The sequence below is a fragment of the Leucobacter chromiiresistens genome, assembly GCF_001477055.1.
GTDB lineage: Bacteria > Actinomycetota > Actinomycetes > Actinomycetales > Microbacteriaceae > Leucobacter > Leucobacter chromiiresistens_A.
In genome coordinates this window covers 1-23850 of record NZ_LDRK01000023.1, presented here as the reverse complement: position 1 = coordinate 23850, position 23850 = coordinate 1, and the positions used below count along the sequence as shown (strand labels likewise).

The following is a 23850-nucleotide window of genomic DNA, read 5'->3' as shown; positions in this document are numbered from 1 at the left end:
GGTGAGAGATTCGGCTTCGGTGAGACGAATCGCCGCGCGGACGTCTCACCGAAGCCGAATCTCTCACCGAGCTCGTCGATCAGCGTGAAACGGCTCGAGCATTGCCGATGAGATATTGCAGATGTGCGACCCGGTGGAAGACCGACGCGCGATCCGCGACCGAATACACCGGAATATGTTCGACGTAGGACTGCCCGTCGGCGTAGACCGTCACCGCGACGTGACCGTGGATGCGCGTTTCGCGAGCAAGCAGGAAGAGCAGGGAGAGCAGGAAGAACCAGATGAACAGGATCACCATGACGATGGCCCACGCGGGCGTGTGCGTCGTTGTGGTCGTCTGATCCTGGACCGCCACATTCGCCCGATCGAGGGGCCATGACCCGGCCGGGGTCACCACCCAGTGATCGGTCGCATGAATGTTGCCGATGGATATCAGGTACGGGGACGCATCCGAAGATGCGATCTGGCCACTGTGCATACTTGCACTCTAGCTAGAGGCAGGGCGGTTCACCGGTCAGAGTCCCGGCTTCGGTGAGACGAATCGCCGCGCGGACGTCTCACCGAAGCCGAATCTCTCACCGAGCCTCGGCGCCCGCCTCGACGCCCGACTCGGCGCCCGACTCGACGCCCGCCGCGCGCTCCGCCGCCGCGCGACGCCGACCGACGATCCGCCCCCGCACCGCGAAGCCGAGCACGAGCACGAGCACCGCGTAGAGCCCGAGGGCGATGGGCCCCTGCACGAGCACCGAGAAGTCGCCGTTCGCACTCATCGCGGCGTCGCGCAGGCTGGTCTCGGCGAGCGGGCCGAGCACCATGCCGATGATGAGCGGCGCGATCGGGAAGTCGAGGGCGCGCATCAGGAACCCGACGAACCCGATGCCGAGCAGCAGGAAGAGGTCGAAGATCGAGCCCGACGTGGCGTAGATGCCGAGTGCGCAGAACAGCGTGATGCCGGCGTACAGGTACGGGCGCGGGATCAGCAGCAGCTTCGCCCACAGCATCGCGAACGGCAGGTTCAAGATGAGCAGCACGATCATCGCGATGAAGAAGCTCGCGAGCAGCACCCAGACGAGGTCGGGGGCGCGCTCGAACAGCAACGGGCCGGGCTGCAGCCCGTACTGGCGGAACGCGGCGAGCATGATCGCGGCGGTCGCCGAGATCGGCAGGCCGAGCGCGAGCAGGGCGCCCATCGCCATGCCGGTGGTCGAGTTGCCGGCCGCCTCGGGGGCGGCGAGGCCGCGGATCGCGCCCGTGCCGAAGCGCGGGTTCGCCCGGCGCGCGTCGAGTCGCTTCTCGAGCCCGTAGGCGAGGAAGGTCGGGATCTCCGAACCGCCGGCGGGCACCACGCCGAACGGTACGCCGATCGCCGTGCCGCGCAGCCACGCGGGCATGGCCTCGCGGAACTCCGCCCGGGAGAGCCACGGCCGCCCCTTCGGCTTGATGATCGCCTTGTCCTGCATGTGCCGTTCGAGGCACGCGACGTAGATGACCTCGCCGAGCGCGAGCACGGCCACCGTCACGGTGACGAGCGAGACCCCGTCGAACAGGAACGGTGAGTCGAGGGTGAAGCGGGGCGCGCCCGAGGCGCCGTCGATCCCGATCACCGCGATGCCCAGTCCGATGAAGAGCGCCGCGAGGCCCTTCACCGCGTTGTCGGTGACGACGGACGAGGTGGCGACGAAGGCGAAGACGGCGAGTGCGAAGAACTCGGCCGGGCCGAAGCTCGACGAGAAGTCGGCGAGCGCCGGGGCGAGGAAGACGACGAGGATCGAGGCGATGAACCCGCCCACGAAGGCGCCGATCGCGGCGGTGGCGAGCGCCTGAGCCGCCTTGCCCCGGAGCGCCATCTTGTGCCCCTCGAAGGTCGACGCGATCGCCGAAGCCTGGCCCGGGGTGTTCATCAGAATGCCCATGGTCGAGTCGCCGAAGAGGCCGCCGAAGTATACGCCCGCGAACATGATGAACGCGGCGGTGGGTTCGAGGGAGAAGGTGACGGGCAGCAGCAGGGCCACCGCCATCGATGAGCCGAGGCCGGGCATGACGCCGACGGCGGTGCCGAGCAGGCACCCGACGAGCACCCAGACGAGGTTCTGCCAGGTGAGGGCTCCGGCGAAGCCCTCCATCAGCAGCTGCAGCGATTCCACGATCAGAACCCCCCGCCCAGAATGCCCGAGGGCAACGACATGCCGAGCGCCATGTCGAACGCGATGTAGGCGAGCGAGCTCACCGTGAAGCCGGTGACGAGGCTCACGATGGGCTTCCGCGCCCCGAAGCCGCGGGCCACGCACCAGAAGAGCAGCGCGGCGGCGATGACCCAGCCGAGCACGTCGAGCAGCAGCGCGAATGCGGCGAACGAGCCGATGACCCACGCGAGGGATCGCCAGTCGATGGAGACCGCGCGCGCACCGCCCGCGGCGCCGTCGATGCCGTCAGCGCCTTCCGCGCCGAAGGCGCCGGCGCCGTCCGCGGCCGCGTCGTGCTCCGCGCTGAGCAGTTCGAAGTCGTCGACCATGCGGGTCGCCGCGGCGCGTGCGGCGCGCTCGGCCCGCAGATCCTTCACCGCCGAGACGATCAGCAGGATCGCGAAGAGCACCAGTCCGCTCGCGATGATCGCCGGGAAGAATCGGGGCCCGGGGAACGCCGTGCCCTCGGGCACGCGCATCGTGAGCATGCCGTATCCGAGGTACGCGGCGAAGGCGAGCAGCAGCGCGGGCATGATCAGGTGCTTCAGCCGCGCGGTGGTGCGAGGGTCGCCCGCCGCGAAGCGGATCTCCTCGCCGACGACCGCGGACATCGCGGTCGGGTTGTTGGTCGGCGTCATTGCCCCATCTCCTCGTACAGGCGAGCGATGCGGTCGCGTTCCTCCACGAGGAAGTCGTCCAGCTCCTCGCCGGTGATCACTTGTTCGGTCCAGTGGTAGCGGTCGACCGCGGCAGCCCATTCGGGCGTCGCGAGGGTGTCCGCGACGAGGTCGCCGAGACCCGTGGTCTCCTCCTCGCTGAGCCCGTCGGGGGCGGCGAGCATCCGCCAGTTCGCGAGGGTGATGTCGTATCCCTGCTCGCGGGCGGTCGGGATGTCGATGCCCGCGATGGGCTCCTCCGCGACGATCGCGAGCGCCCGCAACCGACCCGACTCGATCTGGTCGATGTTGTCGGGGTAGCCGCCGGTCGCGGCCTGCGCGGTGCCGTTCAGCAGCGCGGCGACCGCTTCGCCGCCGCCGTCGGAGGAGATGTACGTGGTCTGCGTCGGCTCGATGCCCGCGGCGAGCGCGAGGTCGGTGACGACCAGCTGATCGAACGAACCGCCCCCGGTCCAGGGGATCGATTTCGGATCGGCGCGCCACGCCTCGACGAGGTCGTCGAGGGTCTCGTAGGGCGAGTCGGCGGGCACGACGATCACGTCGTACTCCTCGAAGACGACGGCGAGCGGCGTCACGTCGTCGAGCGTGGCGTCCGATCCGTATTGGATGGTGGCCGCCAGCAGTCCGGTGCCGCCGACGAGCATCGTGTTCGCCTGGCCTGCGAGCGTCGAGAGGTTGCCGAGCGCGATGGTGCCGCCGGCTCCCGGCATATTGACGACCTGCACGTTGGCGCTCAGCCCGTTCGCGCGCTGCGCCTGCTGCATCTCGCGGGCGACCGTGTCCCAGCCGCCTCCGGCCGCTGCGGGGGCGATGATCGTCAGCGACGAGTGGATGTCGCTGCCGACCGCCGCCGAGCTGATCGAGCCGAAGGCCGCCACTCCGACGGCGGCTGCGGCGATCGTGCCGCCGATGATGCGGAGCGCTGTGCGACGCGCGCCTCGTTTCGGGGTTTCTGTCATGTTCACTCCTCCGTGCGGACGCCGTTGTGCCGCACCAACGCCTATAAGATGTCAACCATTTGCCGCGTGCGCCGGGCGCGCGCGCTTTGTGCTCATAAGTGCTCACGGGCCGTCGGCTCCTCCCGGTGCCGACGGTGGGGCGGCGGGCGGCCGGGCCCGTGCGCGGTGACGACGAGGGTGACGGGAGGTGCCGCGATGCCGCGCTGGACGATGCCGCGCTTCGCGCGCCTCGCGATCCTCCTGCTCCCGACGCTGCTCGTGCTCGCGAGCGTCGGCGTGACGGCGAGCATCGCGGTGACGGTGCAGGAGTCGAGCATCCGAGAGGCGACGGGCGAGCGGGTGCGCGATGTCGCGACGAGTCTGGCCGGGCTCGATCAGGTGCGCACGGTGCTGGAGCGCACCGGCGACGACGTCGCGGGGGCGACGCGCGAGCTGCAGCCGCTGGCCGACGTCGTCGAGCAGGCCGCGGGCGTCGACTACCTGGTCATCACCGATGACCGCGGCATCCGCATCACGCACCCGACGCCCGAGCTGCGGGGCGGGCACGTGTCGACGTCGATCGACGACGTGCTCGAGGGCCGGGAGTTCCTCGGAACGGAGCGGGGCACGCTCGGTAGAACGCTGCGGGCGAAGGTGCCGGTGCGCGACGATGCGGGGAGGGTCATCGGGTCGCTCTCCGTGGGCGTTCTCGAGACGCGCATCGCCGCTGATTTCGAGGCCGCCGTGCGGCAGCTCCTGCCGTGGGCGCTGGGTGCCCTGCTCGTCGGCACGCTCGCGAGCACCGCGCTCGCGACGCTGCTGGAGCGGCGGTTCCGGCGTCTCGAGGCGCTCTCCCGCGAGGCGGAGGGAATTCGGCGCACGGCGGCGGCGCTGCGCGAGCAGACGCATGAGTTCCACACGCGCCTGCATGTGATCCACGGCCTCGTCTCGCACGGCGATACGGCGGAGGCGCTCGCCTACATCGCCGGAGCGGCCCCGGTCGATGAGAGCGACGGGGCCGCCGATTCGCGGTACCCGCTGCTGCGCGCGACGCTCGACGCGCTGCGCGCCGAGCTCGGGGGTCTCGGCGCGCAGCTCGAGACCGCGATCGACGTCGACGCCGATGTGGACGAGGATGTGACGCTCGTGCTCGCGAACCTCTGCCGCAATGCGGGCGAGGCGGGGGCGTCGCGCGTGCGCTGCACCCTGACCGGCAGGAGCGGCGTGCTGCGCGGAGAGGTCGCCGACGACGGGCCGGGGATCGCGGGGCCCGCGGCCGACCGCGTCTTCGCCCGCGGGTTCTCGTCGAAGCTCGACGCGTCGGGGCTGGGGCGCGGCATCGGGCTCGACCTCGTGCGGCGCATCATCGCCGACCGCGACGGCACGGTCGAACTGGGCCGCTCGGATCTGGGCGGCGCGAGGTTCCGCTTCGAGATCGGGGGCCGCGCATGAGCGCCGCTCCGTCAGCGGAGATCCGCGTGCTCGTGGTCGACGACGATCCCGGCGCGCGCCGACTGCACGGCCTGTACGTGTCGCGCGCTGCGGGGTTCGTGGTGATCGCCGCCGTCGGCACCGGCCGTGCCGCCCTGCAGCACAGCCTGCGGGGCGACGTGGATCTCGTGCTCCTCGACATGCGGCTCCCCGATATCAGCGGCGTGGAGGTGCTGAACCGGTTGCGCACCGTGCGGCACGCGTCGCCCGACGTGCTGGTCATCAGCTCGTCGCGCGATCAGGTGACGGTGCGGCAGGCGCTGGCGGCACGCGTCATCGGATACCTGGTGAAGCCGTTCACCGAGCCCGCCCTGCACGCGCGGCTGGCGAGCTACCGCGCGGAGCACCGCGCCGCCGATGCGGAATCCCGCGAGGTGGTGCTCGGGCAGGGCGAGATCGATCGCCTGCAGTCGACGGGGCGGATCGACGTGCCCGCGTCCGTTCGCGCGGCGCGCGGTGCGCGCTCGGCGCCGCCGCCGGGCGACGCTCCGGGAGCGGAGGCGGGATCGTCGTCGACCGGGGCGCCGGGCGCACTCCCGAAGGGCATCTCCGAGGTGACGCTGAGGGCGGTGCTCTCGGCGCTCGATCCGGTGACACCGCTCTCCGCAGTGGAGCTCGCCCACCGGTGCGAGATCTCGCGCGCGACCGCGCGCCGCTACCTCGATCACCTCGTGGAGACGGGGGCGATCGATCTCGCGCACCGCTACGGCAGGCGCGGCCGCCCCGAGGTGCTCTACCGCCTCGTGCCCCCGCCCGCCGGCTAACCGGCCCGGCGGGCGGGTCGGCGGGCCGGTCGGGCCGGATCAGCTCGCGCGCGACCGGAGCGTCTGGAGGTGCGCGCGCGTGAGGCGAGCCGCGGCATCGGCGTCGCCGGCCGCGATCGCGCGGTACATCTGCTCGTGGGCCTCGTGGTCCGCGTCGTCGGAATGCGGGCCGGTGCGGCGGGCGTCGCCGCGACGCCCGTCGGCTCCCGCGGCCGCCTGCGATCCGAGCATCTCGATCATCGCTGCGCGGCTGCGCGGAGCGAAGCCGTCGAAGAGCTCGTGCAGGATGGGGCTGTGCGCTGCGGCGACGATGCCGCGGTGGAAGGCGATGTCGGCGTCGACGAGCGCGTCGAGGTCGTCGCGGTGGCGCTGCCGCTCCTCGAGTGCGGCGCGGAGCGTCTCCAGTTCGGCTGCTGTGCGCCGCCCTGCGGCGAGCGCGGCGGCTTCGACTTCGATCGCGGTGCGCGCCTCGATGACGGCGGCGATGTCGGCGCGCTGCAGCACGGCGCCCCACCCCTCCGGCGCTTCGGCGGCGACGACGAACACGCCGGCGCCCTGCCGCGTCACGAGGATGCCGCGGCCGGCGAGGATGCGGATGGCCTCGCGGGCGGTCGAGCGCCCCACGCCGAGCTGCGGCGCGAGCGTCGTCTCGCCCGGCAGTCTGCCGCCGATGGGCCACTCGCCGGCGCGGATGCGCTCGTGCAGCAGTGCGGCGGCCTGCTCGGCCAGGGATTCGCGTCGCACGAGGGTCATGCGGACATTCTCCCATCGCCGTCGCCCGCCGGCCCTGCCCTCGCCCGCCATCACCGCCGCTCGCCGACACCGCTGGCCGCGCCGACACCGCTGGCCCCGGCCCCGCCCACGCTCCTCAGCTTGTCTGAGGAGTGTGCTACCGTGAACTCGTGCAGCGCATCGCCACCCTCCTCCTTCGTCGCCACGACGGGGCCTGACCAGACCGGCTCCCCGTCGTGGAGTCGCAGTGCCGCCGAACGCGCCGGTCGATCACGCAGACCTTCCGACAGGAGACCCCGATGCCCAGCAGCGCCTTCCCCACGCTCACCACCCCCGCGGGCCCGACGCTCGCCGATGCGCCCGCCTGGAACCGCCAGCGCAGCTCCACCATGCCCTCGCACCGCTACCGCGACGCCCACTCCCGCGTCGACATTCCGCTCGCCGATCGCGAGTGGCCGTCGCGCCGCCTGCTGCAAGCGCCGCTCTGGGTGCCCGTCGATCTGCGCGACGGCAACCAGGCCCTCGCCGAGCCGATGGACCCCGCACGCAAGCGCCGCCTCTTCGAGCTCATGGTCGCGATGGGGTACAAGGAGATCGAGGTCGGGTACCCGTCGGCCTCCCGCACCGACTACGACTTCGTCAGACTGATCGCCGAATCCGACATCGCGCCCGACGACGTCACGGTGGTCGTGTTCACCCCCGCCCGCCGAGACCTCATCGAGCGCACCGTGGAATCGATCCGGGGCATCCGCAACGACGTGGTCATCCACATGTACACCGCCACCGCGCCGATCTGGCGCGACGTGGTGCTCGGGCAGGATCGCGCGGGGCTGCGGCGCCTGATTCTCTCGGGCGGGCGCGACGTGCTGCACCTGGCGGGCGACCTGCCCCGCGTCAGGTTCGAGTTCTCCCCCGAGGTGTTCAACACCACCGAGCCCGACTACGCCCTGGAGGTGTGCAACGCGATGACGGAGCTCTGGGAGGCGAGCACCGATCGCCCGGTGATCCTCAACCTGCCGGCGACCGTCGAGATCGCCACGCCGAATGTCTACGCCGACCAGATCGAGTACATGCACCGGCACCTCGATCGGCGCGACTCGGTGGTCCTCTCCGTGCACCCCCACAACGATCGCGGCACCGGCATCGCCTGCGCCGAGCTCGCCGTGCTCGCGGGAGCGCAGCGCGTCGAGGGGTGCCTCTTCGGCAACGGCGAGCGCACCGGCAACGTCGATCTCGCCACACTCGCACTCAATCTGCACGCGCAGGGCGTCGACCCCATGATCGACTTCTCCGACATCGACGAGATCAGACGCACCGTGGAGCACTGCAACCGCATCGAGATCCATCCGCGCCACCCCTACGCCGGCGACCTGGTGCACACGGCGTTCTCGGGCACCCACCAGGACGCGATCAAGAAGGGATTCGCCGAGCACCGCCGCCGCGCCGCCGCCGAGCGCCGCCCGGAGCGGGAGATCGAGTGGCGTGTGCCGTACCTGCCGATCGACCCCGCTGACGTCGGCCGCAGCTACGACGAGGTGATCCGCGTCAACTCGCAGTCGGGCAAGGGCGGCATCGCATATGTGCTCGAGACGGAGTTCGGGATCGAGCTGCCCCGCCGCCTGCAGATCGATTTCGCCCGGCGGGTGCAGCAGCACACCGATGCCAGCGGGGGCGAGGTCGCTGGCGAGCAGCTCTGGGGCCTGTTCCACGAGGCGTACCTCGCCGCCTCGGCTGAGCCGGCGGTGGAGTTGGTCGACTGCTCGACCTCCGGTCGCAGCACCCGGGTCACGCTGCGCGCGGGCGGTGTCGAGTGCACGAGCTCGCGCGACGACGCCGGCCCCGTCGAGGCCCTCACCGCCGCGCTGGCGGAGGCCGGGCACCCCGTCGAGGTGCTGAGCCTCCATCAGACGAGCATGAGCGCGGGCAGCACCGGTGACGCCCTCACCCTCATCGAGTACCGGCGCGGCCGCACCACGGGGTGGGCGGCGGGCCTCGACCGGTCGGTGCACAGCGCGACGCTGCACGCCGTGATGCGCGCGAGCGCAGCCGCGGAGCGCGGACGGCCGACGCAGTCGCGGAGCGCGGACGGCGCGGCGGGCGGCGTCTCAGTGCGAGACGCCGCCGAAGGCGATCCGCGCCGCGATCACGAGCATGGTGACCGCCACCACGGAGTCGAGGATGCGCCAGGATCGCGGCGTCTCGAAGAACCGCGTCAGCGCTCGCGCGCCGTAGCCGAGCAGGAAGAACCAGCACAGGCTCGCGACGGCGCCGCCCAGCACGAACCACCAGCGATCCGGGTCGCCCTGAGCGTTGCCGAGGGAGCCCATCAGCACCATCGTGTCGAGGTAGACGTGCGGGTTGAGCAGCGTGATCGCGAGGCACGCGGTCACCACTCGGCTCAGCGGCGCGGCGTCGGCGGCGCCCGCGCTCAACGCCTGCGGGCGCAGTGCGCGCCGCGCCGCGGACCAGGCGTACCAGAGGAGGAACGCGACGCCGCCCCAGCGCACGATCTCGAGGAGCACGGGGGCGCGTTCGATCACGAACCCGATGCCGGCGACGCCGAGCAGTTCGAGCACCGCGTCGGCGAGCCCGCAGATGAGCACCACGGGCAGCACGTGCTCACGCCTGATGCCCTGCCGCAGCACGAAGGCGTTCTGCGCGCCGATGGCCACGATGAGCGAGAGGCCGCTGCCCGCTCCGACGAGAAAGGGAATGATCACGCTCACACGCTACGCGCCGCCTCCGCCTCACGACGACTTCAGCGCACGTGAATCTTCTTCACCACCATGAATACTGCTTAAGATCGCTCTATGGACTTCCCGGTCGAGCACCTCGCCACGTTCGCAGCCATTCTCGAAGAGGGGAGCTTCGAGGGCGCGGCCCGCCGCCTCCACATCACCCCCTCGGCGATCAGCCAGCGGGTGCGGGCGATGGAGCAGCGCGTCGGCTCGGTGCTGCTGCAGCGCACCCGACCCGTCGCCGTCACCGCGGCCGGCGCCGTCGTGCAGCGGGCCGCCCGCCAGGTGCAGCAGATCGCCGCCGACGCCTCCGCGGAGCTCGGGTCGCACGAGTCACCGGGCACGCTCATCCCCATCGTCGTCAACGCGGACTCGCTCGCGACGTGGTTCGTGCCGGCGCTCGCGCGGGCCGCCCGCGAGACCGGCGCGACGTTCGAGGTGCTGCGGGCCGACGAGAGCATCTCGACGGAGCGGCTGCGCAGCGGCGCCGCGATGGCCGCGCTCACCGCGACGTCGGCGGCCGTGCCGGGCTGCACGTCGACCCGCGTCTGCACGGACCGCTACTTCGCGGTGGCGAGCCCCGGCTTCGCGGCGACCCACTTCGCCGACGGCGTCACCGCCGCGGCCCTCGCCACCGCCCCGCAGCTCGAATTCGATCGGCACGACGTCTTCCAGCGGCGCTTCATCCGCCGGGTGACGCGCGCCTCCCTCGCGCCTCCCCGTCATTTCATCCCGTCGTCCGCCGAATTCGCCCACGCCATCGAGCTCGGCATGGGATGGGGCATGCTGCCCGAGCTGCAGTGCGCGGCCGGGCTCGCGGAGGGCCGCCTCGTCGCGCTCGGCGAGCGGCCGATCCTGATGCCCCTCTACTGGCAGCGGTGGAAGCTCGACTCGCCGGCGCTCGACCGCCTCTCGCGCGTGATCGCCGAAGAGGCCGCCGCGGCCTTCTAGGATGGGAGTGTCCGGGAGGAGCTGAATGTTCGGAGTGCTGCAGGGGTTCGCGCTCATCCTCGGGATCATCGGAGCCGGGTACCTCACCGCTCGCTTCGGCGTCGTGCAGGGCGACCAGCGCCGCGTGCTCAACAACGTGGCGTTCTTCGTCGCGACCCCCGCGCTCCTCTTCACCGTGCTGCGGCAGAGCGACCCGAGCATCATGCTCTCGCCGGTCATTCTGATCACGAGCCTCGCGGCGATCATCGTCGCGGCCGTCTACGTCATCGCGTCGCGGCTGTTGTTCAAGCGCGACCTGGCGACGACGACGCTCGGCGCGGCCTGCTCCGGGTACGTCAACGCCAACAACCTCGGGCTGCCCGTCGCGGTGTACATTCTCGGCGACGCGGCCTACGTGGCCCCCCTGATCCTCGTGCAGCTCATCTTCTTCGCGCCCACGATCCTCTCGATGCTCGAGGCGACGCGCACGGGCCGCCGCGGCGACGGGCCGGGCGAGGGGCCGGCCGACGATCGCGGCGACGCGGGCGCGGGCCGGGGGCAGCGGCGCGGGCGCGGGGCGTTCCGCGGCGCGCTCGCGGCGCTCGGGCGGGCGGCGTCGAACCCGATCATCATCGCGTCGGTGCTCGGGCTGATCGTCGCCCTCGTCGGCCTGCCCATCCCCGAGATCGTCTCGGCGCCGCTCGAGATGCTCGGCGACGCCGCCATTCCGATGGTGCTGCTCAGCTTCGGCATCTCGCTGCGCGGCCAGCGGGCGCTGCAGCCCGGCACGGGCCGCGCCGCCGTGTTCACGGCGTCGGCGCTCAAGCTGCTCCTCATGCCGATCGTCGCGTGGAGTCTCGCCACCGCGTTCGGGCTGGGCGCGCACGAGGTCTTCGTCGCCACGATCATCGCGGCACTCCCCACCGCCCAGAACGTCTACAACTACGCGGCGACCTACCGTCGGGCCGAGACGACGGTGCGCGACGCCGTCTTCCTCACCACCTTCGCGTCGCTGCCGATCATCGCCGCCGTCGCGTGGCTGCTCGGCTGACCGGCGCGCGAGCTCGATCGACGGGAATAGTCGCACCGCCGCGCTCGTTGCAGCCCTGCGGAAACATCATTCGCACGACCTGAGGAGCCCCATCGTGAGCCCGCGCACCGCCATCACCAGCGCACCCGTCATCGACCCCCTCGCCGAGCGGTGGAGCCCGCGCGCATTCGACACGACGCACTCCTTCCCCGAGGGCGCGCTCCGCGGCGTGCTGGAGGCTGCGCGCTGGGCGCCGAGCGCGAACAACACGCAGCCCTGGCGCTTCATCGTCGCCCGCCGCGGCAGCGAGAACTTCGGCCGGATCGCCGAGACCTTCGTCGGGTTCAATCGCGAATGGGCGGTGAACGCCGGGGCGCTCATCGTGAACATCGCCGAGACCGCGGACGTCGACGGCAACGCGCGCCCCTGGGCCGAGTACGACCTCGGGCAGGCCGTGGCGCACCTCAGCGTGCAGGCCACCCACGAGGGGCTCCACCTGCACCAGCTCGGCGGCTTCGACCGCGAGGCGATCCGTGCCGCCTTCGCACTCGAGGATCGCCTCGTGCCCGTCTCGATCAGCGCGATCGGCAAGCTCGGCTCCGCGGATACCCTGTCGGAGGCGCTCCGCGAGCGCGAACTCGCCCCGCGCACCCGGCTCGATCTCGAATCGCTCGTGCTCGTTCGCGACTGAGGCCCGGCCCCGGGCGCTGCGTCAGCCCTCGGTGTCGACCGCGGTCGCGCCGCCGTCGAGCCGCAGCGCCTGGATGAGCTCGCCGGCGTGCACCGACGACACGATGACGCGCGAGAAGTGGTCGAACTCGCCGCGCCAGCCGTGATCCTCCTCCGAGCCCTCGGGGTTCTCGAAGTCGATGACCACCGCTTTGCGCCCGCGCCGCACCAGCACGAAGTCTCTGCCGGTGAAGTTGCGCCAGGTGCCGGCCGCGAGCCGGCCCGGCAGGGCGGCGCCCGGTGCGCGCACGCCGCGCACCCACACCCACGGGTCGTCGGTGACGATCGCGGAGCTGATGGCGGAGCGGTCGAGCACCACGTCGCGGCGGCGCATCGCCGCGAACCGCTCGCTCGCCGTCAAGCGGATGACCACCCGATCGGGGTGCACCTCGACTCGCGCCATGGGTCAGTCCAGCATGTCGCTCTGATCGATGACCGATTCGACGGTCTCGATGAGCGCTCGCTTCAGGGGGTACTCGGGGTGCGACGGGTCGTCGGCGTCGGCGGGGAGGCCGAGCTCTGCGGCGGTTTCGAGAGTGTTCACGCCGACGCATGCCACGATCGTGTCGGAGGGGAGGTCGGGGAACTGGGCAGCGACCTCCTCGGCGATCTTCGCCGAGGCGACGAGCAGCGCGTTGATGCGGCCCGACTCGATGTCTTCGCGGATGTGCACCGATGCGGGCACGCCGACGGTGCGGAAGGCGAGCACCTGCGTCACGTCGTGCCCGCGGCTCATGAGCCCCTCGGTGAGCACGGGGATCGCGACGTCCGAGCGCAGCGTCAGCACCTTCAGCACGGATCCGGAGTCGATCTCGCTCCACTCCTCGAGCAGGGCGTGGGTGCTGTTCTCCTCGCTCGGCGTGCGCGTGATCGGGTAGCCCGCATCGGTGAACGCCACTGCGGTCGCCTCGCCGACCAGCGCGACGCTGGTGGTCGGCGGGATCACCGCGTTGTGGTGCTTCAGCACGTCTGCGACGGTGGAGCTCGTGGCGGTCAGCCAGTCGAACTTCCCGGCCTCCAGGTCTTTCAGCGCGTTGACGAGCTTGTCTTCCTCGCTCGTGTGGGCGAAGTCTACGAGCGGTGCGATGACCGTGTGCGCTCCGCGCTCACGGAGGGCCCTTGATACCAGATCGCCCCAGGTACCGCCCCGAGGAACGAGTACCCGAAGACCACTGAGCGGCTTCGCCTCAGCAGACATACACCCCACTCACTCGATGCCAATACGAACGACCCGCGTGCGCAGCGTGCCGCTGCGTGCCGGCCCTTCCCGGAAAACCATTGTCCCTATTCTTACCCTGCCACCTCGCCGAAGCAAAACGACGGGGGTTCGCCGGGCGAACGAAATAGAACTGTGACCTGACGGCTCGTCAGCCGAATCGCTTCGCGACCGCCGAGGCGATGCCCCACACGGCGAGACCGGCGAGCACTGCCGCCCCGGCGACGCCCGCCGCGAATCCCGCGGGGTTGTCGCGCTTCTCCTCGGCAATGCGCAGCTTCGCCTCGTCCACGGCGTCATCGACCCGCTGCGCATAGTTCAGCCGCACCTTGAGCTGCGACAGCGTGTCGTACAGCTCGGATCGGGCCTGCGCCGCCTCGGCGATTCCGTGACGCTTCTCTTCGGCGCTCATCGCCAATTCCCTTCTTCGCCTACGCGCGGCATCTCTCGACCGGGGTGGTGGTGCACCGGGGGCTCTGCGTTGACGCGCACCTCGCCGATGGCGGAGAGGTCTCCGCCGACCCGATCGAGGGTCTCCTCTGGCACCGGGTTGCCCCGCTTCAGCAGGGCGACGCCGCCGAGAATCGCGAGCGCCGCGAGCAGCAGCAGCCCGGCCGCCACCACCAGAGCCGCCAGCCACCAGGGCCAGACGAGCGCGAGCGCCGCGATCGCCGCGATCACCAGAGCTTCGAGCATGAAGAACAGGAAGAAGAGGGCGACCACGATCGCTCCCGCGCCGATTCCGGCCCGCTTCGCCTTCGCGATGATCTCGCGCTTGGCGTTCTGGTACTCGATCTTCGCGAGCGAGACGATCTGCTGCGGAAGCCGGGCGAGCAGCTCGAAGGTGCCCGCCTCATCCTTCTTTCGGATCATGCGTTCCCTCCGCCCGCCTCCGCGGACGAGTTCGCATCAGCAGCCGCGGAGCCGGGCTTCGCGGAATCGCTCGACGTGCTCGCGGCGCGCGACGACTGAGCGCTCGTGCTCGACGTCTGCGACCCGGAGCTCGCCGGGCTCGGGGTGCTCGACGGCCGCGCAGGCGACTCGGCGGCGTGCTGAGAGGCGAATGAGGACGACCGGCTCTGGGTGCCCACGAGCGAGGCGAAGGCGTTCTTGCCCGCGCGCAGCGCCGACTCCTTGACGTTCTCGACGGTGTCGCGCGTCGCGTCGCGCACCGCGTCGACCCCCTGCTGCACGGGTGCGGTGTTCCACACCTGCTCCGCGCCGCGCTTGATCTGCTCGTAGCGCTCGCGCCCGGCACGTGACCCCAGCACGTAGCCCACAGCTGCGCCGAGAACGAATGCGATCTTGCCCTTCATGATGCCTCCAGTTCGTGGCGTTTCCCGGTGTCCGCCCAGCCTACTCCCGGAACGAGGGCGGGTGCGGCGAACTCGTCGGCGCCGCACCCGCGTCTCGTCCCTCACATCGAGCCCTACTCCGCGATCCCCGTGAGGCGTCGGCGCAGGTGCACCGACTTCTCCCGAGCGTCGCAGACGGCTGCGGCGAGATCTCCACTATGCACCTCGGGGCCCACCCTGAGGCAAGTGGATTCCCCTGCGCGTGGCGAAGTGGTATGGCCGAGGGCCTCGTCCCGCTCGGCGACGGTGGCGGAGAGCGCGGGTACCCGCCGCAGGGAGGCCGGTGCGGCCCCGTCCACCGGCTCGGCGCCGTCGTGCAACTCCCGCAGCAGCGCGCCGACCGTGTCGCGCACCTCGGCAGCGGCCGCCTCGGGAGCGGGGGCCTCGGCTCGGGCGAGCGCGGGGCCGCTGAGACGCAGCCGCCACCCCGCGTCTGCGCTCGACCCGCCGGCCGCGCCGTGCTCCCACGCGGCGCTCCATCGCTCGCCGTTCGGCGCCGTGACGAGCTCGAGCGCTGCTGTCGGGCCCGCGAGATCGGCTTGGTCGGCCGCAGTGGAGCGGGCGAAGTCGGGCGTCGTCACATCGACCTCCGCGATCCAGCGCACGGCACGAGGTCCGGGCACGCACGCGTCGTCGGGAACGCCGGGAAGCCCTGCCGCACGATCGCCGAGCACGACCGCGCGTGCGCGCACCTGCGCGCCCGCCTCGGAGACGAGCCATGCATCCGGCTCGGAGGCGGCCCCGTCGCCGTCGTGCGCGATGCCGGCGACCCCGGTCGCGGGAGCCTCGGCCAGTTCGACATCGTAGAGCGCGAGCCGCTCGAGCAGGGCATCGCGCAGCTCGGGCCACCCGCCCGCCGGTCGCACGCGGGTTTCACGTGCAACATGACGCTCGGCGTAGGCGAGCGCGGCACCGCAGAGCGACCCGGCGGTCGTCAGATCCTCGTTCAGCCCGGGCGCGGCGATGGCGACGTCGACGTGCTCGGCATCGACCCCGTACTTCGCGCGCACGAACGGATCGACGAGGCGCTCGAGCGCCGCCCCGCCGAGGCGGGAGCGCACGAGGGCGCCGAGCGACCGCGTCTTGCCGATCGTCAGCAGCGGCCGCACGCGGTCGAGGAATGCGCGCGCCGCACCGCCGCCGCCGAGCAGCGCGATGCTCGCGCGCGACAGCGGCACCGCGGGGATGCCGAATACCGACGGCATCGGCTGCGCCCGCCACGCGCGATCCGCGCCGCGCAGCAGCACGGGAGCGGGAGGCGCCGCAACCGGTCGGGCCGCCGCGAGCGGGGCTCCTCCCGGCGACAGGGGCGCGGCCACGTGCTCGAGGAACTCGCGCAGCGACCCATCGGGATCCGTCACCTCGCCGGGCGAGAAGCCCGCGACGCAGGCATCCGCATCATCGCCCCGCCCGGCCTCGGGCGCGCCGCCCCCGTGCGCCGGAGCGGGCGACGCCGCTCGACCGACGCGCACGCTCAGGCCGACCTCCGCGAACTCCAGGGCCGCGGCGAGCTCCACCGGGCCGTGCCCGATGACGTAGACGTCAACCACGGGGCTGCGACTCCTGCCCGGGCTCGGCGCCGAAGACCGGCGTCGCGGCGGCCGCCGGCGGGAGCGGCGCGGGCACCTGGAGGAGGTCGATGCGCGACCGGCCGTACCCGTGCTTGCGGAAGATGCGCAGCACGAGCCAGATGAAGACGGCGTACCCCGCGACCGAGCCGATGAACGATCCCGGGCCGCCGGTCGCCTCGACCTGCGCCGTCTCCCCGCCCACGGCGAACGTCATGAACCCGAAGGCGATCAGATTGTTCACGATGTGGATCGCGATCGCCGCTTCCAGACCTCCCGTCCGCCACGTCAGCCAGCCCGCGACGAGGCCGAGCGCCCCCACGGACAGCAGCCCCCAGATGTCGTAGATGTGGGCGAGCGCGAAGCCGACGGACGGAATGACGATCCCGAACCAGGGGCTCTTCAGCCAGGAGCCCAGCACCTGCATGAACAGGCCGCGGAACACCACTTCCTCGGCCGTCGCCTGCAGCGGCACGAGGAGCACGATGATGATGAGGGACGTCCAGGCGGCGGTCCAGTCGAAGTCGGCCCCCGAGGACGACGTCTCGGCCGTCTCGCTCAGCGACGCCGGGTCCATCGCGATCTCGAGCGCGATGCCCGCGAGGTTCATCACGACGACGGCGAGCAGCGCGGCGAGCGACACACGCCCCAGCAGCCCCCACCGGATCCGGCCCGCCACCGACCAGACGCGACCGGTCGGCCGCATGCCGAGCGTCAGCATCGCGAGAATCACGGCCGGGATCATGATGATGATCGACACCAGACTCAGCAGCACCGACACCGGCACCTGCGTGTCGAGCGCCTCTCCCTCGCCCGTCACGATGCCGTCGAGATACGTGGGGTCCGTCATGAGGATCGGAATGAACGCGACGCTCACGATGATCGTGAAGACGCCGAAGTACACGCCGGAGAGCAGCAGCAGTACGAGCGGCCTCCACCAGCGGTAGTTCGCGACCCCGCGCAGCAGACGATGGTACTCCAGCGGCTCCGTCTCGACGGTCTGCAGCGCGACCTGCGGGCGCGCCCAAGCCCACTCCGGCGCCGGGCCGGCCGGCTGCTCGGGCGCCGGCTGCCCCTGCGGCGGGACGGACCCGTCGGGCTGCTGGGGCGGGACGTCGGGGCGCTCGGGAGGTTCGGATCCGGTGCTCGTCATACCGCTATCCTCTCATCCGCGCGCTCCGCGCTCCGATCGCTCCCACCCCTCGCTACGCTCCGTGGGCTGACGCTGCGCGTCACCGGAACCGACCGAAACGCTGCGCGTTTCGCTAGGCTCCCACCCCTCGCTGCGCTCCGCGGGCTGACGCTGCGCGTCACCGGAACCGACCGAAACGCTGCGCGTTTCGCTAGGCTCCCACCCCTCGCTGCGCTCCGTGGGCTGACGCTGCGCGTCACCGGAACCGACCGAAACGCTGCGCGTTTCGCTAGGCTCCGCGCAAGCGCTCGGCGAGGAACGCGTGCAGCTCGGCGCGGGGCACGCGCACCTGCTCCATCGTGTCGCGCTCGCGCACGGTGACCGCATCATCGTCGAGGGAGTCGAAGTCCACCGTCACGCAGAACGGAGTGCCGATCTCGTCCTGGCGGCGGTAGCGACGGCCGATGGCGCCCGAATCGTCGAAGTCGACATTCCAGTCGTCGCGCAGATCCTGCGCGATCTCCCGCGCCAGCGGAGACAGCGCCTCGTTACGGCTCAGCGGAAGCACCGCCGCCTTGATGGGCGCGAGGCGCGGGTCGAGCGCGAGCAGCGTGCGCTTGTCGGTGCCGCCCTTCGCGTTCACCACCTCCTCCTCGCGGTAGGCGTCGACGAGGAACGCCATGAGCGACCGGGTGAGGCCGGCGGCCGGCTCGATCACGTACGGCGTGTAGCGCTCGTTCTTCGTCTGGTCGAAGAAGCTGAGATCCTTGCCCGAGTGCTTCGAGTGCGTCGACAGATCGAAGTCGGTGCGGTTCGCGATGCCCTCGAGCTCGCCCCACTCGCCGCCCGTGAAGCCGAAGCGGTACTCGATGTCGGCGGTGCGCTTCGAGTAGTGCGAGAGCTTCTCCTGCGGGTGCTCGTAGAAGCGCAGGTTCTCGGGGTCGATGCCGAGGCCGACGTACCACGCCATGCGCTCGTTCATCCAGTACTCCTGCCACTCCTCGTCGGTTCCCGGCTCGACGAAGAACTCCATCTCCATCTGCTCGAACTCGCGGGTGCGGAAGATGAAATTGCCCGGCGTGATCTCGTTGCGGAAGCTCTTGCCGATCTGTCCGATGCCGAACGGCGGCTTCATGCGTGCCGCCTGCAGCACGTTCGCGAAGTTGACGAAGATCCCCTGCGCGGTCTCGGGGCGCAGGTAGTGCATGCCCGCCTCGTCGTCGACGGGGCCCAGGTAGGTCTTCAGCAGCCCCGAGAACGCGCGCGGCTCCGTCCACTGGCCGCGCGTGCCGCAGTTCGCGCACACGATCTCGGCGAGGCCGTCTTTCGGGGCGCGACCCTTCTTCTCCTCGAACGCCTCGATGAGGTGGTCTTCGCGGTAGCGCTTGTGGCAGTGCAGGCATTCGATCAGCGGGTCGCTGAACACTTCGACGTGCCCCGACGCCTCCCACACCTGCTTGGGCAGGATCACGCTCGAGTCGATGCCGACGACGTCATCGCGCTTCTGCACCATGGCCTTCCACCACTGGCGCTTGATGTTCTCCTTCAGCGCGGTGCCGAGCGGGCCGTAGTCCCAGGCCGAGCGCGATCCGCCGTAGATCTCACCCGCTTGGAAGACGAAGCCGCGGTGGCGGGCGAGGGCGATGACCTTATCGAGGCGGGACTGCTCAGCCATAGTTCTGTATCACTCCAAGGTGCAAGCGGGGATCTTGGCGCCGTTCGCGTGACGCGACGGCATAGAGGCCCAGTCTACCGACCGTGCGCTGCGACGCCGACGGCACCGACTGCGCGGCGGCGCCGAGGCCGGTGAGCAGGCGGGTTCACGCCGCGAGCACCGCCGTCCCCGCACTGCTCGGAGCGCTCTCGCGCCCGTGCTCCGCCGCCCCGCTCCGTGGCAGCCAGGGAAGACTGATCGACGAGGCGAGCGTGCTGCTCGGATCCCACGGCGATTGCGGCATCGGCAGCACCGGGAGCGGCACCGTCAGCACCGGCACCGTCACCGTTGCAGTCGCCGTCTCGGGGCGGATCGCATCGGGTCGGCGACGGAAGGTCGCGCAGAGCCCGTACGCGCCCATCACCCCCCAGACGATGTTCGATGCGAAGGACGGCCAGGCCCCGTAGGCGAGCGCGCCGCCGGCGGCGAGCAGCCCTCCGGCGGCGTTGAGCGCGAGGTAGCTGCGGGTCGAGGGCGACCAGGTTCCGCGCAGCATCAGCACATAGGCGACGAACGTGCCCACGGTGCCCATCCAGCCCAGCATCGTCCCGATCAACGTCTCCACCGCCGCTCCTCTCCGCTGCTCTTCGGCGCGCCGCGGAGTGCTCTGAGAGCGTTGCTGCTCCCGGCGCCCGCGACACGTCAATTCTCAGCGGCCCGCAGATCCAGCACAATCGAATCTTGACTGATCCGGGATGTAGAATTTCTGAATATGAGGATCGCCGTCTCGCGCCTCCCGTTCCTGCTGCAGATCGCACGCAGCGGCGGAGTGCTGGCCGCCGCTGAGGCGCTCACCCTGACCCCCTCGGCGGTGTCCCAGCAGCTCGCCCGCCTCGAGGCGGAGGTCGGTGTTCCCCTCGTGATCCGCAGCCCGCGCGGGGTCACCCTGACGGCAGCCGGGAGAGAACTCGTCGAGCTCGCGGAGAACGTGGAGCGCGAGGTGAACGAGGCGGCGCTCCGCGTCGGGGCTGCGAGCGAGCTCCCGAGCGGTTCCGTGCGCCTCGGCGCCTTCCAGAGCTTCCTGAGCGGCGTGATCGCACCGGCGCTCCCGCGGTGGCGCACCGAGCTCGCCGGCGTGCACCTCGAGGCGGTGGAGGGCGAGATGCCCGACCTGCTGCGCGGGCTCCGCACGGCGGCGCTCGATCTCGTGGCCATCGAGCGCGACGAGTCGATTCCTCCGCCCCCGCTCGGCCCGGGCGTGCGCGAAGTGCCGCTGCTCGACGATCCCTGGGTGCTGGTCGCGCCGGCGGGCACTCAGGCGGCGATGGGCGTCATCGAGCTGGATCAGCTGCGCCTCCCCTGGCTCGAGGTCGACCGCAGCTCGGGGGTGCACCAGGCCGCTGCGCGCGTGCGCGACCGCCTCTCCTCCTCGACGACCTCGCCTCATCGCTACGCGAGTCATCAGTCGGCGCTCGCCCTCATCGCGGCGGGCGAGGGGGTCGCGCTGCTCCCTCAGCTCGCGCTGCAGGAGTTCTCACTCACCGGCGTGGAGACGCATGAGCTCCCCGGCCTCGGCTCGCGCCGCATCTCGGTGCGCTATCGGGTCGGGCGCCGGCCCGATCCCGCAGTCGCTGCGGCCGTCGAGTTCCTGCAACTGCTCACCGCCCCGGGCGAGACGGCGGCGGATCACCCGCACCGCTAGAGCGTCGGCGATCCGGGACGCTTCTCCCAGTCCCCGAGGACGAGGTTCTCGGGGACCTCGCCGCGCTGCAGGTGGGCGATCTGGCGACGGATGAGCGCGGACATGCGGGGCAGCATTGCACTGGAGTCGCCGCCGACGTGCGGGGTGATCAGCACGTTCGGCGCCGCCCACAGCGGGTGCCCGGCCGGCAGCGGTTCGGGGTCGGTGACGTCGAGGGCGGCGCGCAGTCGCCCCGATTGCAGCTCAGCCACGAGCGCGTCGGTGTCGACGACGGGGCCGCGGGCGACGTTCACCAGCAGCGCGCCGTCCGGCATCGCAGCGAGCGCGGCGCCATCGATCAGTCCACGCGTGCCGTCGGTCAGCGGCACCGCGAGCATGACGATCTCGGCCTCGGCCAGGCTCTCGTGCAGCGATTCGAACCCGCGCACCTCGACCGTCTGCCCGGCGAGGTTCTCCTCGCGTCGCGCGGTGCGCGCCAACCGCGTGATCTCGACCTCGAACCCGGCCAGCCGGGCTTCGATCGCCTGCGACACTCCGCCGTAGCCGACGAGCAGCACGCGCCGGTCCGCGAGGCTCGGCAGTGAGCGCAGCTGCCACCGCTCCTCCTCGGCGTCCCGCACGAACTGCGGAATGCCGCGCTGCGCGGCCAGGGCGAGTCCCATCGCGAGCTCGGCGGTCGACCCCTCGTGCACCGTTGCGGCGTTCGCGAGCGGAAGCCCCTCGGGCAAGTGCTTCGTGACGCCGTTGTAGCCGATGGACTGCCACTGCACCAGGCGCGCATCCACGCCTGCGAGCTGCGCGAGCGGGCGGGCGCCGCCCCAGTACGGCGGCACCACGATGTCGAGCCGCTCGCGGGGCGCCGGCGCATCGAGATCCCACTCGACGAACTCGACGCCATCGACGTCGCCGACGGCGTCGCGAAGACCCGGGTCGGAGGGCAGGGACACGAGGAGGTCGCTCATGGCTGCGAGTCTAGCGTCAGCGGTAGCATCGAAGCGCGCGGGGCAGAGGAGGCGTCTTCATGGGGTGGAGCGAGAAGTGGAGCCGGGTGCTGAGCGGCGGCGCGCTGCTCGCGGGCACTCTCGCGCTGTGCGCGGGCTGCGCCGCGTCGACGCCGCAGTCCGGGGCGGATGCCGGCCGGATCGCGCTCCCGCCATCGGGCGGCGCTCCCGACTACCAACTGGGGGGAGCGTACGCGCCTGCGGACGCGGTCGACATCGTCGCACGCGATCGGAGCGCGGATCCGGATCCCGACCGGTACTCCATCTGCTACGTGAACGGCTTCCAGACCCAACCCGGCGAGCGCGCGCTCTGGCCCGACGCGACGCTGCTGCACCGCGACGGCACCCCGGTGGTCGATCCCGATTGGCCCGACGAGATCATTCTCGACACCTCGTCGTCGGATGCTCGGTCGCGCATCCTCGAGATCGTCGCACCCTGGATCACGGGATGCGCCGAGTCCGGCTTCGACGCCGTGGAGTTCGACAACCTCGACACCTACACGAGGAGCGAGGGAGCGGTCTCCAGGGAGGACAATCTCGCACTCGCGGCCGCATACGTCGAGGTCGCGCACGAGGCGGGCCTCGCCGCGGCGCAGAAGAACTCCGCGGAGGACGCCGAACTGCTGCGATCCTCCGCCGGATTCGACTTCGCGATCGCCGAGGAGTGCGCCGCCTACCTCGAATGCGGCCGCTACACCGACGTGTACGGGGCCCACGTGATCGATGTCGAGTACGACGACGCGCTGCCCCGCACATTCGCGGAGATGTGCGCCGACCACGCGACACCCGACTCGGTCGTGCTCCGCGACCGGCAGCTCGCCGTTCCCGGCGACGCGGCGCACCGCTTCGAGACCTGCGGCTGATCTCCTCGCCCTCCCCGCGAGTGTCGGAGGCATGCGGCAGAATATCCCCTGTAGACCATGCGTCACAGGCCCGTCGACCGAGCGGCGGGAATTGCGGGGGCAACGCGACGCGGAGAGGAAATGGAGTAGTGCATGGCACGCAGCGACGCCCCAGATCAACCGTTCGTGATCGCCCTCTTCGACGACCTCGATCCCGCCGGATCGACCGTGGTGTTCGGCGATGATGATGCGCTCTGGGCATGGCTCGTCCGGCCCGAGTCCTTCGCTCCGGGCCGAGAGTTCACCGAACTGTCGATACCCGGCACCGAAGCGCGCGCTCACGTCACCGTCTGGGCCCCGACGAACGACAAGGCTCAGCACCTGACGCGGGTACCGGGCACGATCCTCCCGCACCCGTCGCTCATCGAACTCCACCTCGGCCGCTCGGATTCCCTCGCCTTCCGCGCTTCGTACGCGCGCCTGCTGCGAGCGGTTTCGGCGAGCCGCGTCTTCGAGGGAAGGTGGTGACCTGCTGCGCTACCCGCGGCGGCTATCCGAGCTCGACAGCGCCGCAGCGCCCATCTCGAGCGTGACCAGCGAGAAGAGCTCGGAGAGCGGCAGATTGAGCGCGCCCGCGATGCGGGCGAGGACGTCGAGCGTCGGGTTGCGCCGGCCGCTCTCGATACCGCTCACATAGGTTCGGTCGAGACCGGCATGCAACGCGAAGGCCTCTTGCGAACTCCATCCGCGAGCGACGCGCAGCTCGCGGAGACGGGTACCGAAGGCTTTGCGATGCGCTGGAATCTCCACTCGACCACCCTGCCCGGTATGCGGACTATGAGTCCACTGACGATCAGTCACAGCACGGGCGAAATGGCCCGGGGAAAGGGTTGAGGCCCGTGCCCGAGCGATCACCATCATGGTGACCACCCGAACACGAGCCTCAGAAAAGGTGTCCGGCGGTGTCCTACTCTCCCACAAGGTCCCCCTTGCAGTACCATCGGCGCAGTCAGTCTTAGCTTCCGGGTTCGGAATGTGACCGGGCGTTTCCCTGACGCTATAGCCGCCGTAACTCTATTCACATATGACCACACCCACCCCAACGGGTGGCTGCGTGGCCGTACGTCTAGAACCTGTTCCTTATCAAACTCTGACGCTGCCGACGACA

The 23850-nt window shown here is 71.1% G+C and carries 25 protein-coding genes, 1 rRNA gene and 1 pseudogene; 9 read left to right on the top strand and 18 right to left on the bottom strand.

Going from position 1 to position 23850, the window contains the following annotated elements; translation table 11 throughout:
- Positions 1 to 79: 79 nt before the first annotated feature.
- The 4 genes from NS354_RS05120 to NS354_RS05105 form a co-directional block, all read right to left on the bottom strand.
- Positions 80 to 478, bottom strand: coding sequence for a hypothetical protein (locus NS354_RS05120; RefSeq protein ID WP_058593515.1), 399 nt, complete (start codon positions 476 to 478; stop codon positions 80 to 82).
- A 97-nt stretch (positions 479 to 575) separates the two neighbouring features.
- Positions 576 to 2144, bottom strand: coding sequence for a tripartite tricarboxylate transporter permease (locus NS354_RS05115; protein ID WP_058593514.1), 1569 nt, complete (start codon positions 2142 to 2144; stop codon positions 576 to 578).
- Positions 2145 to 2146: 2 nt separating this feature from the next.
- Entirely contained in the window at positions 2147 to 2821 is a 675-nt protein-coding gene (locus NS354_RS05110) for a tripartite tricarboxylate transporter TctB family protein (protein ID WP_058593513.1), read from the bottom strand.
- The gene (locus NS354_RS05105) at positions 2818 to 3819 is read right to left on the bottom strand and encodes a tripartite tricarboxylate transporter substrate binding protein (protein ID WP_058593512.1); all 1002 of its coding nucleotides are present in this window, start codon (positions 3817 to 3819) and stop codon (positions 2818 to 2820) included. Before NS354_RS05105 ends, NS354_RS05110 begins: the two co-directional genes overlap by 4 nt.
- Positions 3820 to 4014: 195 nt before the next feature.
- Between NS354_RS05105 and NS354_RS05100 the strand changes: the two genes are divergently transcribed.
- Positions 4015 to 5250 carry a sensor histidine kinase gene (locus NS354_RS05100; protein WP_082677903.1) on the top strand — a complete coding sequence of 412 codons (1236 nt, stop codon included), beginning with the start codon at positions 4015 to 4017 and terminating at the stop codon, positions 5248 to 5250.
- Positions 5247 to 6053 carry a response regulator gene (locus NS354_RS05095; RefSeq protein WP_058593511.1) on the top strand — a complete coding sequence of 269 codons (807 nt, stop codon included), beginning with the start codon at positions 5247 to 5249 and terminating at the stop codon, positions 6051 to 6053. Before NS354_RS05100 ends, NS354_RS05095 begins: the two co-directional genes overlap by 4 nt.
- Positions 6054 to 6092: 39 nt before the next feature.
- Here the strand turns inward: NS354_RS05095 and NS354_RS05090 are convergent, their stop codons facing one another.
- On the bottom strand, positions 6093 to 6806 hold the full coding sequence (locus tag NS354_RS05090) for a FadR/GntR family transcriptional regulator (RefSeq protein ID WP_058593510.1): 714 nt from the start codon (positions 6804 to 6806) through the stop codon (positions 6093 to 6095).
- A gap of 278 nt (positions 6807 to 7084) precedes the next feature.
- Between NS354_RS05090 and NS354_RS05085 the strand changes: the two are divergent.
- A pseudogene (locus tag NS354_RS05085) lies at positions 7085 to 8848 on the top strand (2-isopropylmalate synthase); the annotation flags it as partial.
- Between the two features lie 42 nt (positions 8849 to 8890).
- Here NS354_RS05085 and NS354_RS13100 read toward each other — a convergent pair.
- Complete coding sequence (locus tag NS354_RS13100; protein ID WP_082677906.1) at positions 8891 to 9505, bottom strand: LysE/ArgO family amino acid transporter; 615 nt, start codon at positions 9503 to 9505, stop codon at positions 8891 to 8893.
- 90 nt (positions 9506 to 9595) lie between these two features.
- Between NS354_RS13100 and NS354_RS05080 the strand changes: the two genes are divergently transcribed.
- From NS354_RS05080 to NS354_RS05070, 3 genes are all read left to right on the top strand, one after another.
- Positions 9596 to 10474, top strand: a complete 879-nt coding sequence (locus NS354_RS05080; protein WP_058593509.1) for a LysR family transcriptional regulator ArgP — start codon at positions 9596 to 9598, stop codon at positions 10472 to 10474.
- Between the two features lie 25 nt (positions 10475 to 10499).
- Positions 10500 to 11504, top strand: coding sequence for an AEC family transporter (locus NS354_RS05075; RefSeq protein WP_058593508.1), 1005 nt, complete (start codon positions 10500 to 10502; stop codon positions 11502 to 11504).
- 94 nt (positions 11505 to 11598) lie between these two features.
- Positions 11599 to 12174 carry a nitroreductase family protein gene (locus NS354_RS05070; RefSeq protein WP_193750705.1) on the top strand — a complete coding sequence of 192 codons (576 nt, stop codon included), beginning with the start codon at positions 11599 to 11601 and terminating at the stop codon, positions 12172 to 12174.
- 21 nt (positions 12175 to 12195) lie between these two features.
- Here NS354_RS05070 and NS354_RS05065 read toward each other — a convergent pair whose 3' ends face one another.
- From NS354_RS05065 to NS354_RS13540, 9 genes are all read right to left on the bottom strand, one after another.
- A complete protein-coding gene (locus NS354_RS05065) occupies positions 12196 to 12615 on the bottom strand; it encodes a hypothetical protein (RefSeq protein WP_010157803.1) in 420 nt (139 codons plus the stop codon).
- A 3-nt stretch (positions 12616 to 12618) separates the two neighbouring features.
- A complete protein-coding gene (locus NS354_RS05060) occupies positions 12619 to 13410 on the bottom strand; it encodes a uroporphyrinogen-III synthase (RefSeq protein WP_058593506.1) in 792 nt (263 codons plus the stop codon).
- 169 nt (positions 13411 to 13579) lie between these two features.
- A complete protein-coding gene (locus NS354_RS05055) occupies positions 13580 to 13840 on the bottom strand; it encodes a DUF3618 domain-containing protein (protein ID WP_010157801.1) in 261 nt (86 codons plus the stop codon).
- Positions 13837 to 14301 (bottom strand): phage holin family protein, encoded by a 465-nt coding sequence (locus NS354_RS05050; RefSeq protein ID WP_058593505.1) that lies wholly within the window; start codon positions 14299 to 14301, stop codon positions 13837 to 13839. The genes NS354_RS05055 and NS354_RS05050 overlap by 4 nt, the downstream gene beginning before the upstream one ends.
- Complete coding sequence (locus tag NS354_RS05045) at positions 14298 to 14744, bottom strand: YtxH domain-containing protein (RefSeq protein ID WP_058593504.1); 447 nt, start codon at positions 14742 to 14744, stop codon at positions 14298 to 14300. Before NS354_RS05045 ends, NS354_RS05050 begins: the two co-directional genes overlap by 4 nt.
- Positions 14745 to 14857: 113 nt before the next feature.
- A complete protein-coding gene (locus tag NS354_RS05040) occupies positions 14858 to 16333 on the bottom strand; it encodes a hypothetical protein (protein ID WP_058593503.1) in 1476 nt (491 codons plus the stop codon).
- Positions 16326 to 17504 (bottom strand): CPBP family intramembrane glutamic endopeptidase, encoded by a 1179-nt coding sequence (locus NS354_RS05035; protein WP_058593502.1) that lies wholly within the window; start codon positions 17502 to 17504, stop codon positions 16326 to 16328. Before NS354_RS05035 ends, NS354_RS05040 begins: the two co-directional genes overlap by 8 nt.
- A 268-nt stretch (positions 17505 to 17772) precedes the next feature.
- Positions 17773 to 19158, bottom strand: a complete 1386-nt coding sequence (locus NS354_RS05030) for a glycine--tRNA ligase (RefSeq protein ID WP_058593501.1) — start codon at positions 19156 to 19158, stop codon at positions 17773 to 17775.
- A gap of 145 nt (positions 19159 to 19303) precedes the next feature.
- The gene (locus NS354_RS13540) at positions 19304 to 19762 is read right to left on the bottom strand and encodes a hypothetical protein (RefSeq protein ID WP_058593500.1); all 459 of its coding nucleotides are present in this window, start codon (positions 19760 to 19762) and stop codon (positions 19304 to 19306) included.
- 147 nt (positions 19763 to 19909) lie between these two features.
- Between NS354_RS13540 and NS354_RS05020 the strand changes: the two genes are divergently transcribed.
- The gene (locus NS354_RS05020) at positions 19910 to 20839 is read left to right on the top strand and encodes a LysR family transcriptional regulator (protein ID WP_058593499.1); all 930 of its coding nucleotides are present in this window, start codon (positions 19910 to 19912) and stop codon (positions 20837 to 20839) included.
- Here the strand turns inward: NS354_RS05020 and NS354_RS05015 are convergent.
- Positions 20836 to 21801: a 2-hydroxyacid dehydrogenase gene (locus tag NS354_RS05015; RefSeq protein WP_058593498.1), complete on the bottom strand. Its 966-nt coding sequence runs from the start codon at positions 21799 to 21801 to the stop codon at positions 20836 to 20838. The two genes, NS354_RS05020 and NS354_RS05015, sit on opposite strands and share 4 nt — an antisense overlap.
- Before the next feature lie 59 nt (positions 21802 to 21860).
- Between NS354_RS05015 and NS354_RS05010 the strand changes: the two genes are divergently transcribed.
- Complete coding sequence (locus NS354_RS05010) at positions 21861 to 22703, top strand: endo alpha-1,4 polygalactosaminidase (protein WP_058593497.1); 843 nt, start codon at positions 21861 to 21863, stop codon at positions 22701 to 22703.
- Positions 22704 to 22835: 132 nt separating this feature from the next.
- Positions 22836 to 23210 carry a hypothetical protein gene (locus NS354_RS05005; protein WP_058593496.1) on the top strand — a complete coding sequence of 125 codons (375 nt, stop codon included), beginning with the start codon at positions 22836 to 22838 and terminating at the stop codon, positions 23208 to 23210.
- 9 nt (positions 23211 to 23219) lie between these two features.
- Here the strand turns inward: NS354_RS05005 and NS354_RS13095 are convergent, their stop codons facing one another.
- Complete coding sequence (locus NS354_RS13095; protein WP_082677904.1) at positions 23220 to 23600, bottom strand: helix-turn-helix domain-containing protein; 381 nt, start codon at positions 23598 to 23600, stop codon at positions 23220 to 23222.
- Between the two features lie 36 nt (positions 23601 to 23636).
- Positions 23637 to 23753: ribosomal RNA gene (gene rrf / locus NS354_RS04995) — 5S ribosomal RNA — on the bottom strand.
- Positions 23754 to 23850: the final 97 nt, after the last annotated feature.

Bases quoted from the DNA above. Each gene is read 5' to 3' on its own strand.
- NS354_RS05010 (WP_058593497.1), top strand. From the start codon at position 21,861: ATGGGGTGGAGCGAGAAGTGGAGCCGGGTGCTGAGCGGCGGCGCGCTG.
- NS354_RS05075 (WP_058593508.1), top strand. From the start codon at position 10,500: ATGTTCGGAGTGCTGCAGGGGTTCGCGCTCATCCTCGGGATCATCGGA.
- NS354_RS05020 (WP_058593499.1), top strand. From the start codon at position 19,910: ATGAGGATCGCCGTCTCGCGCCTCCCGTTCCTGCTGCAGATCGCACGC.
- NS354_RS05080 (WP_058593509.1), top strand. From the start codon at position 9,596: ATGGACTTCCCGGTCGAGCACCTCGCCACGTTCGCAGCCATTCTCGAA.
- NS354_RS05100 (WP_082677903.1), top strand. From the start codon at position 4,015: ATGCCGCGCTGGACGATGCCGCGCTTCGCGCGCCTCGCGATCCTCCTG.
- NS354_RS05050 (WP_058593505.1), bottom strand. From the start codon at position 14,301: ATGATCCGAAAGAAGGATGAGGCGGGCACCTTCGAGCTGCTCGCCCGG.
- NS354_RS05095 (WP_058593511.1), top strand. From the start codon at position 5,247: ATGAGCGCCGCTCCGTCAGCGGAGATCCGCGTGCTCGTGGTCGACGAC.
- NS354_RS05090 (WP_058593510.1), bottom strand. From the start codon at position 6,806: ATGACCCTCGTGCGACGCGAATCCCTGGCCGAGCAGGCCGCCGCACTG.
- NS354_RS05065 (WP_010157803.1), bottom strand. From the start codon at position 12,615: ATGGCGCGAGTCGAGGTGCACCCCGATCGGGTGGTCATCCGCTTGACG.
- NS354_RS05120 (WP_058593515.1), bottom strand. From the start codon at position 478: ATGCACAGTGGCCAGATCGCATCTTCGGATGCGTCCCCGTACCTGATA.
- NS354_RS05035 (WP_058593502.1), bottom strand. From the start codon at position 17,504: ATGACGAGCACCGGATCCGAACCTCCCGAGCGCCCCGACGTCCCGCCC.
- NS354_RS13095 (WP_082677904.1), bottom strand. From the start codon at position 23,600: ATGGTGATCGCTCGGGCACGGGCCTCAACCCTTTCCCCGGGCCATTTC.
- NS354_RS05015 (WP_058593498.1), bottom strand. From the start codon at position 21,801: ATGAGCGACCTCCTCGTGTCCCTGCCCTCCGACCCGGGTCTTCGCGAC.
- NS354_RS05045 (WP_058593504.1), bottom strand. From the start codon at position 14,744: ATGAAGGGCAAGATCGCATTCGTTCTCGGCGCAGCTGTGGGCTACGTG.
- NS354_RS05055 (WP_010157801.1), bottom strand. From the start codon at position 13,840: ATGAGCGCCGAAGAGAAGCGTCACGGAATCGCCGAGGCGGCGCAGGCC.
- NS354_RS05110 (WP_058593513.1), bottom strand. From the start codon at position 2,821: ATGACGCCGACCAACAACCCGACCGCGATGTCCGCGGTCGTCGGCGAG.
- NS354_RS05030 (WP_058593501.1), bottom strand. From the start codon at position 19,158: ATGGCTGAGCAGTCCCGCCTCGATAAGGTCATCGCCCTCGCCCGCCAC.
- NS354_RS05005 (WP_058593496.1), top strand. From the start codon at position 22,836: ATGGCACGCAGCGACGCCCCAGATCAACCGTTCGTGATCGCCCTCTTC.
- NS354_RS05105 (WP_058593512.1), bottom strand. From the start codon at position 3,819: ATGACAGAAACCCCGAAACGAGGCGCGCGTCGCACAGCGCTCCGCATC.
- NS354_RS05060 (WP_058593506.1), bottom strand. From the start codon at position 13,410: ATGTCTGCTGAGGCGAAGCCGCTCAGTGGTCTTCGGGTACTCGTTCCT.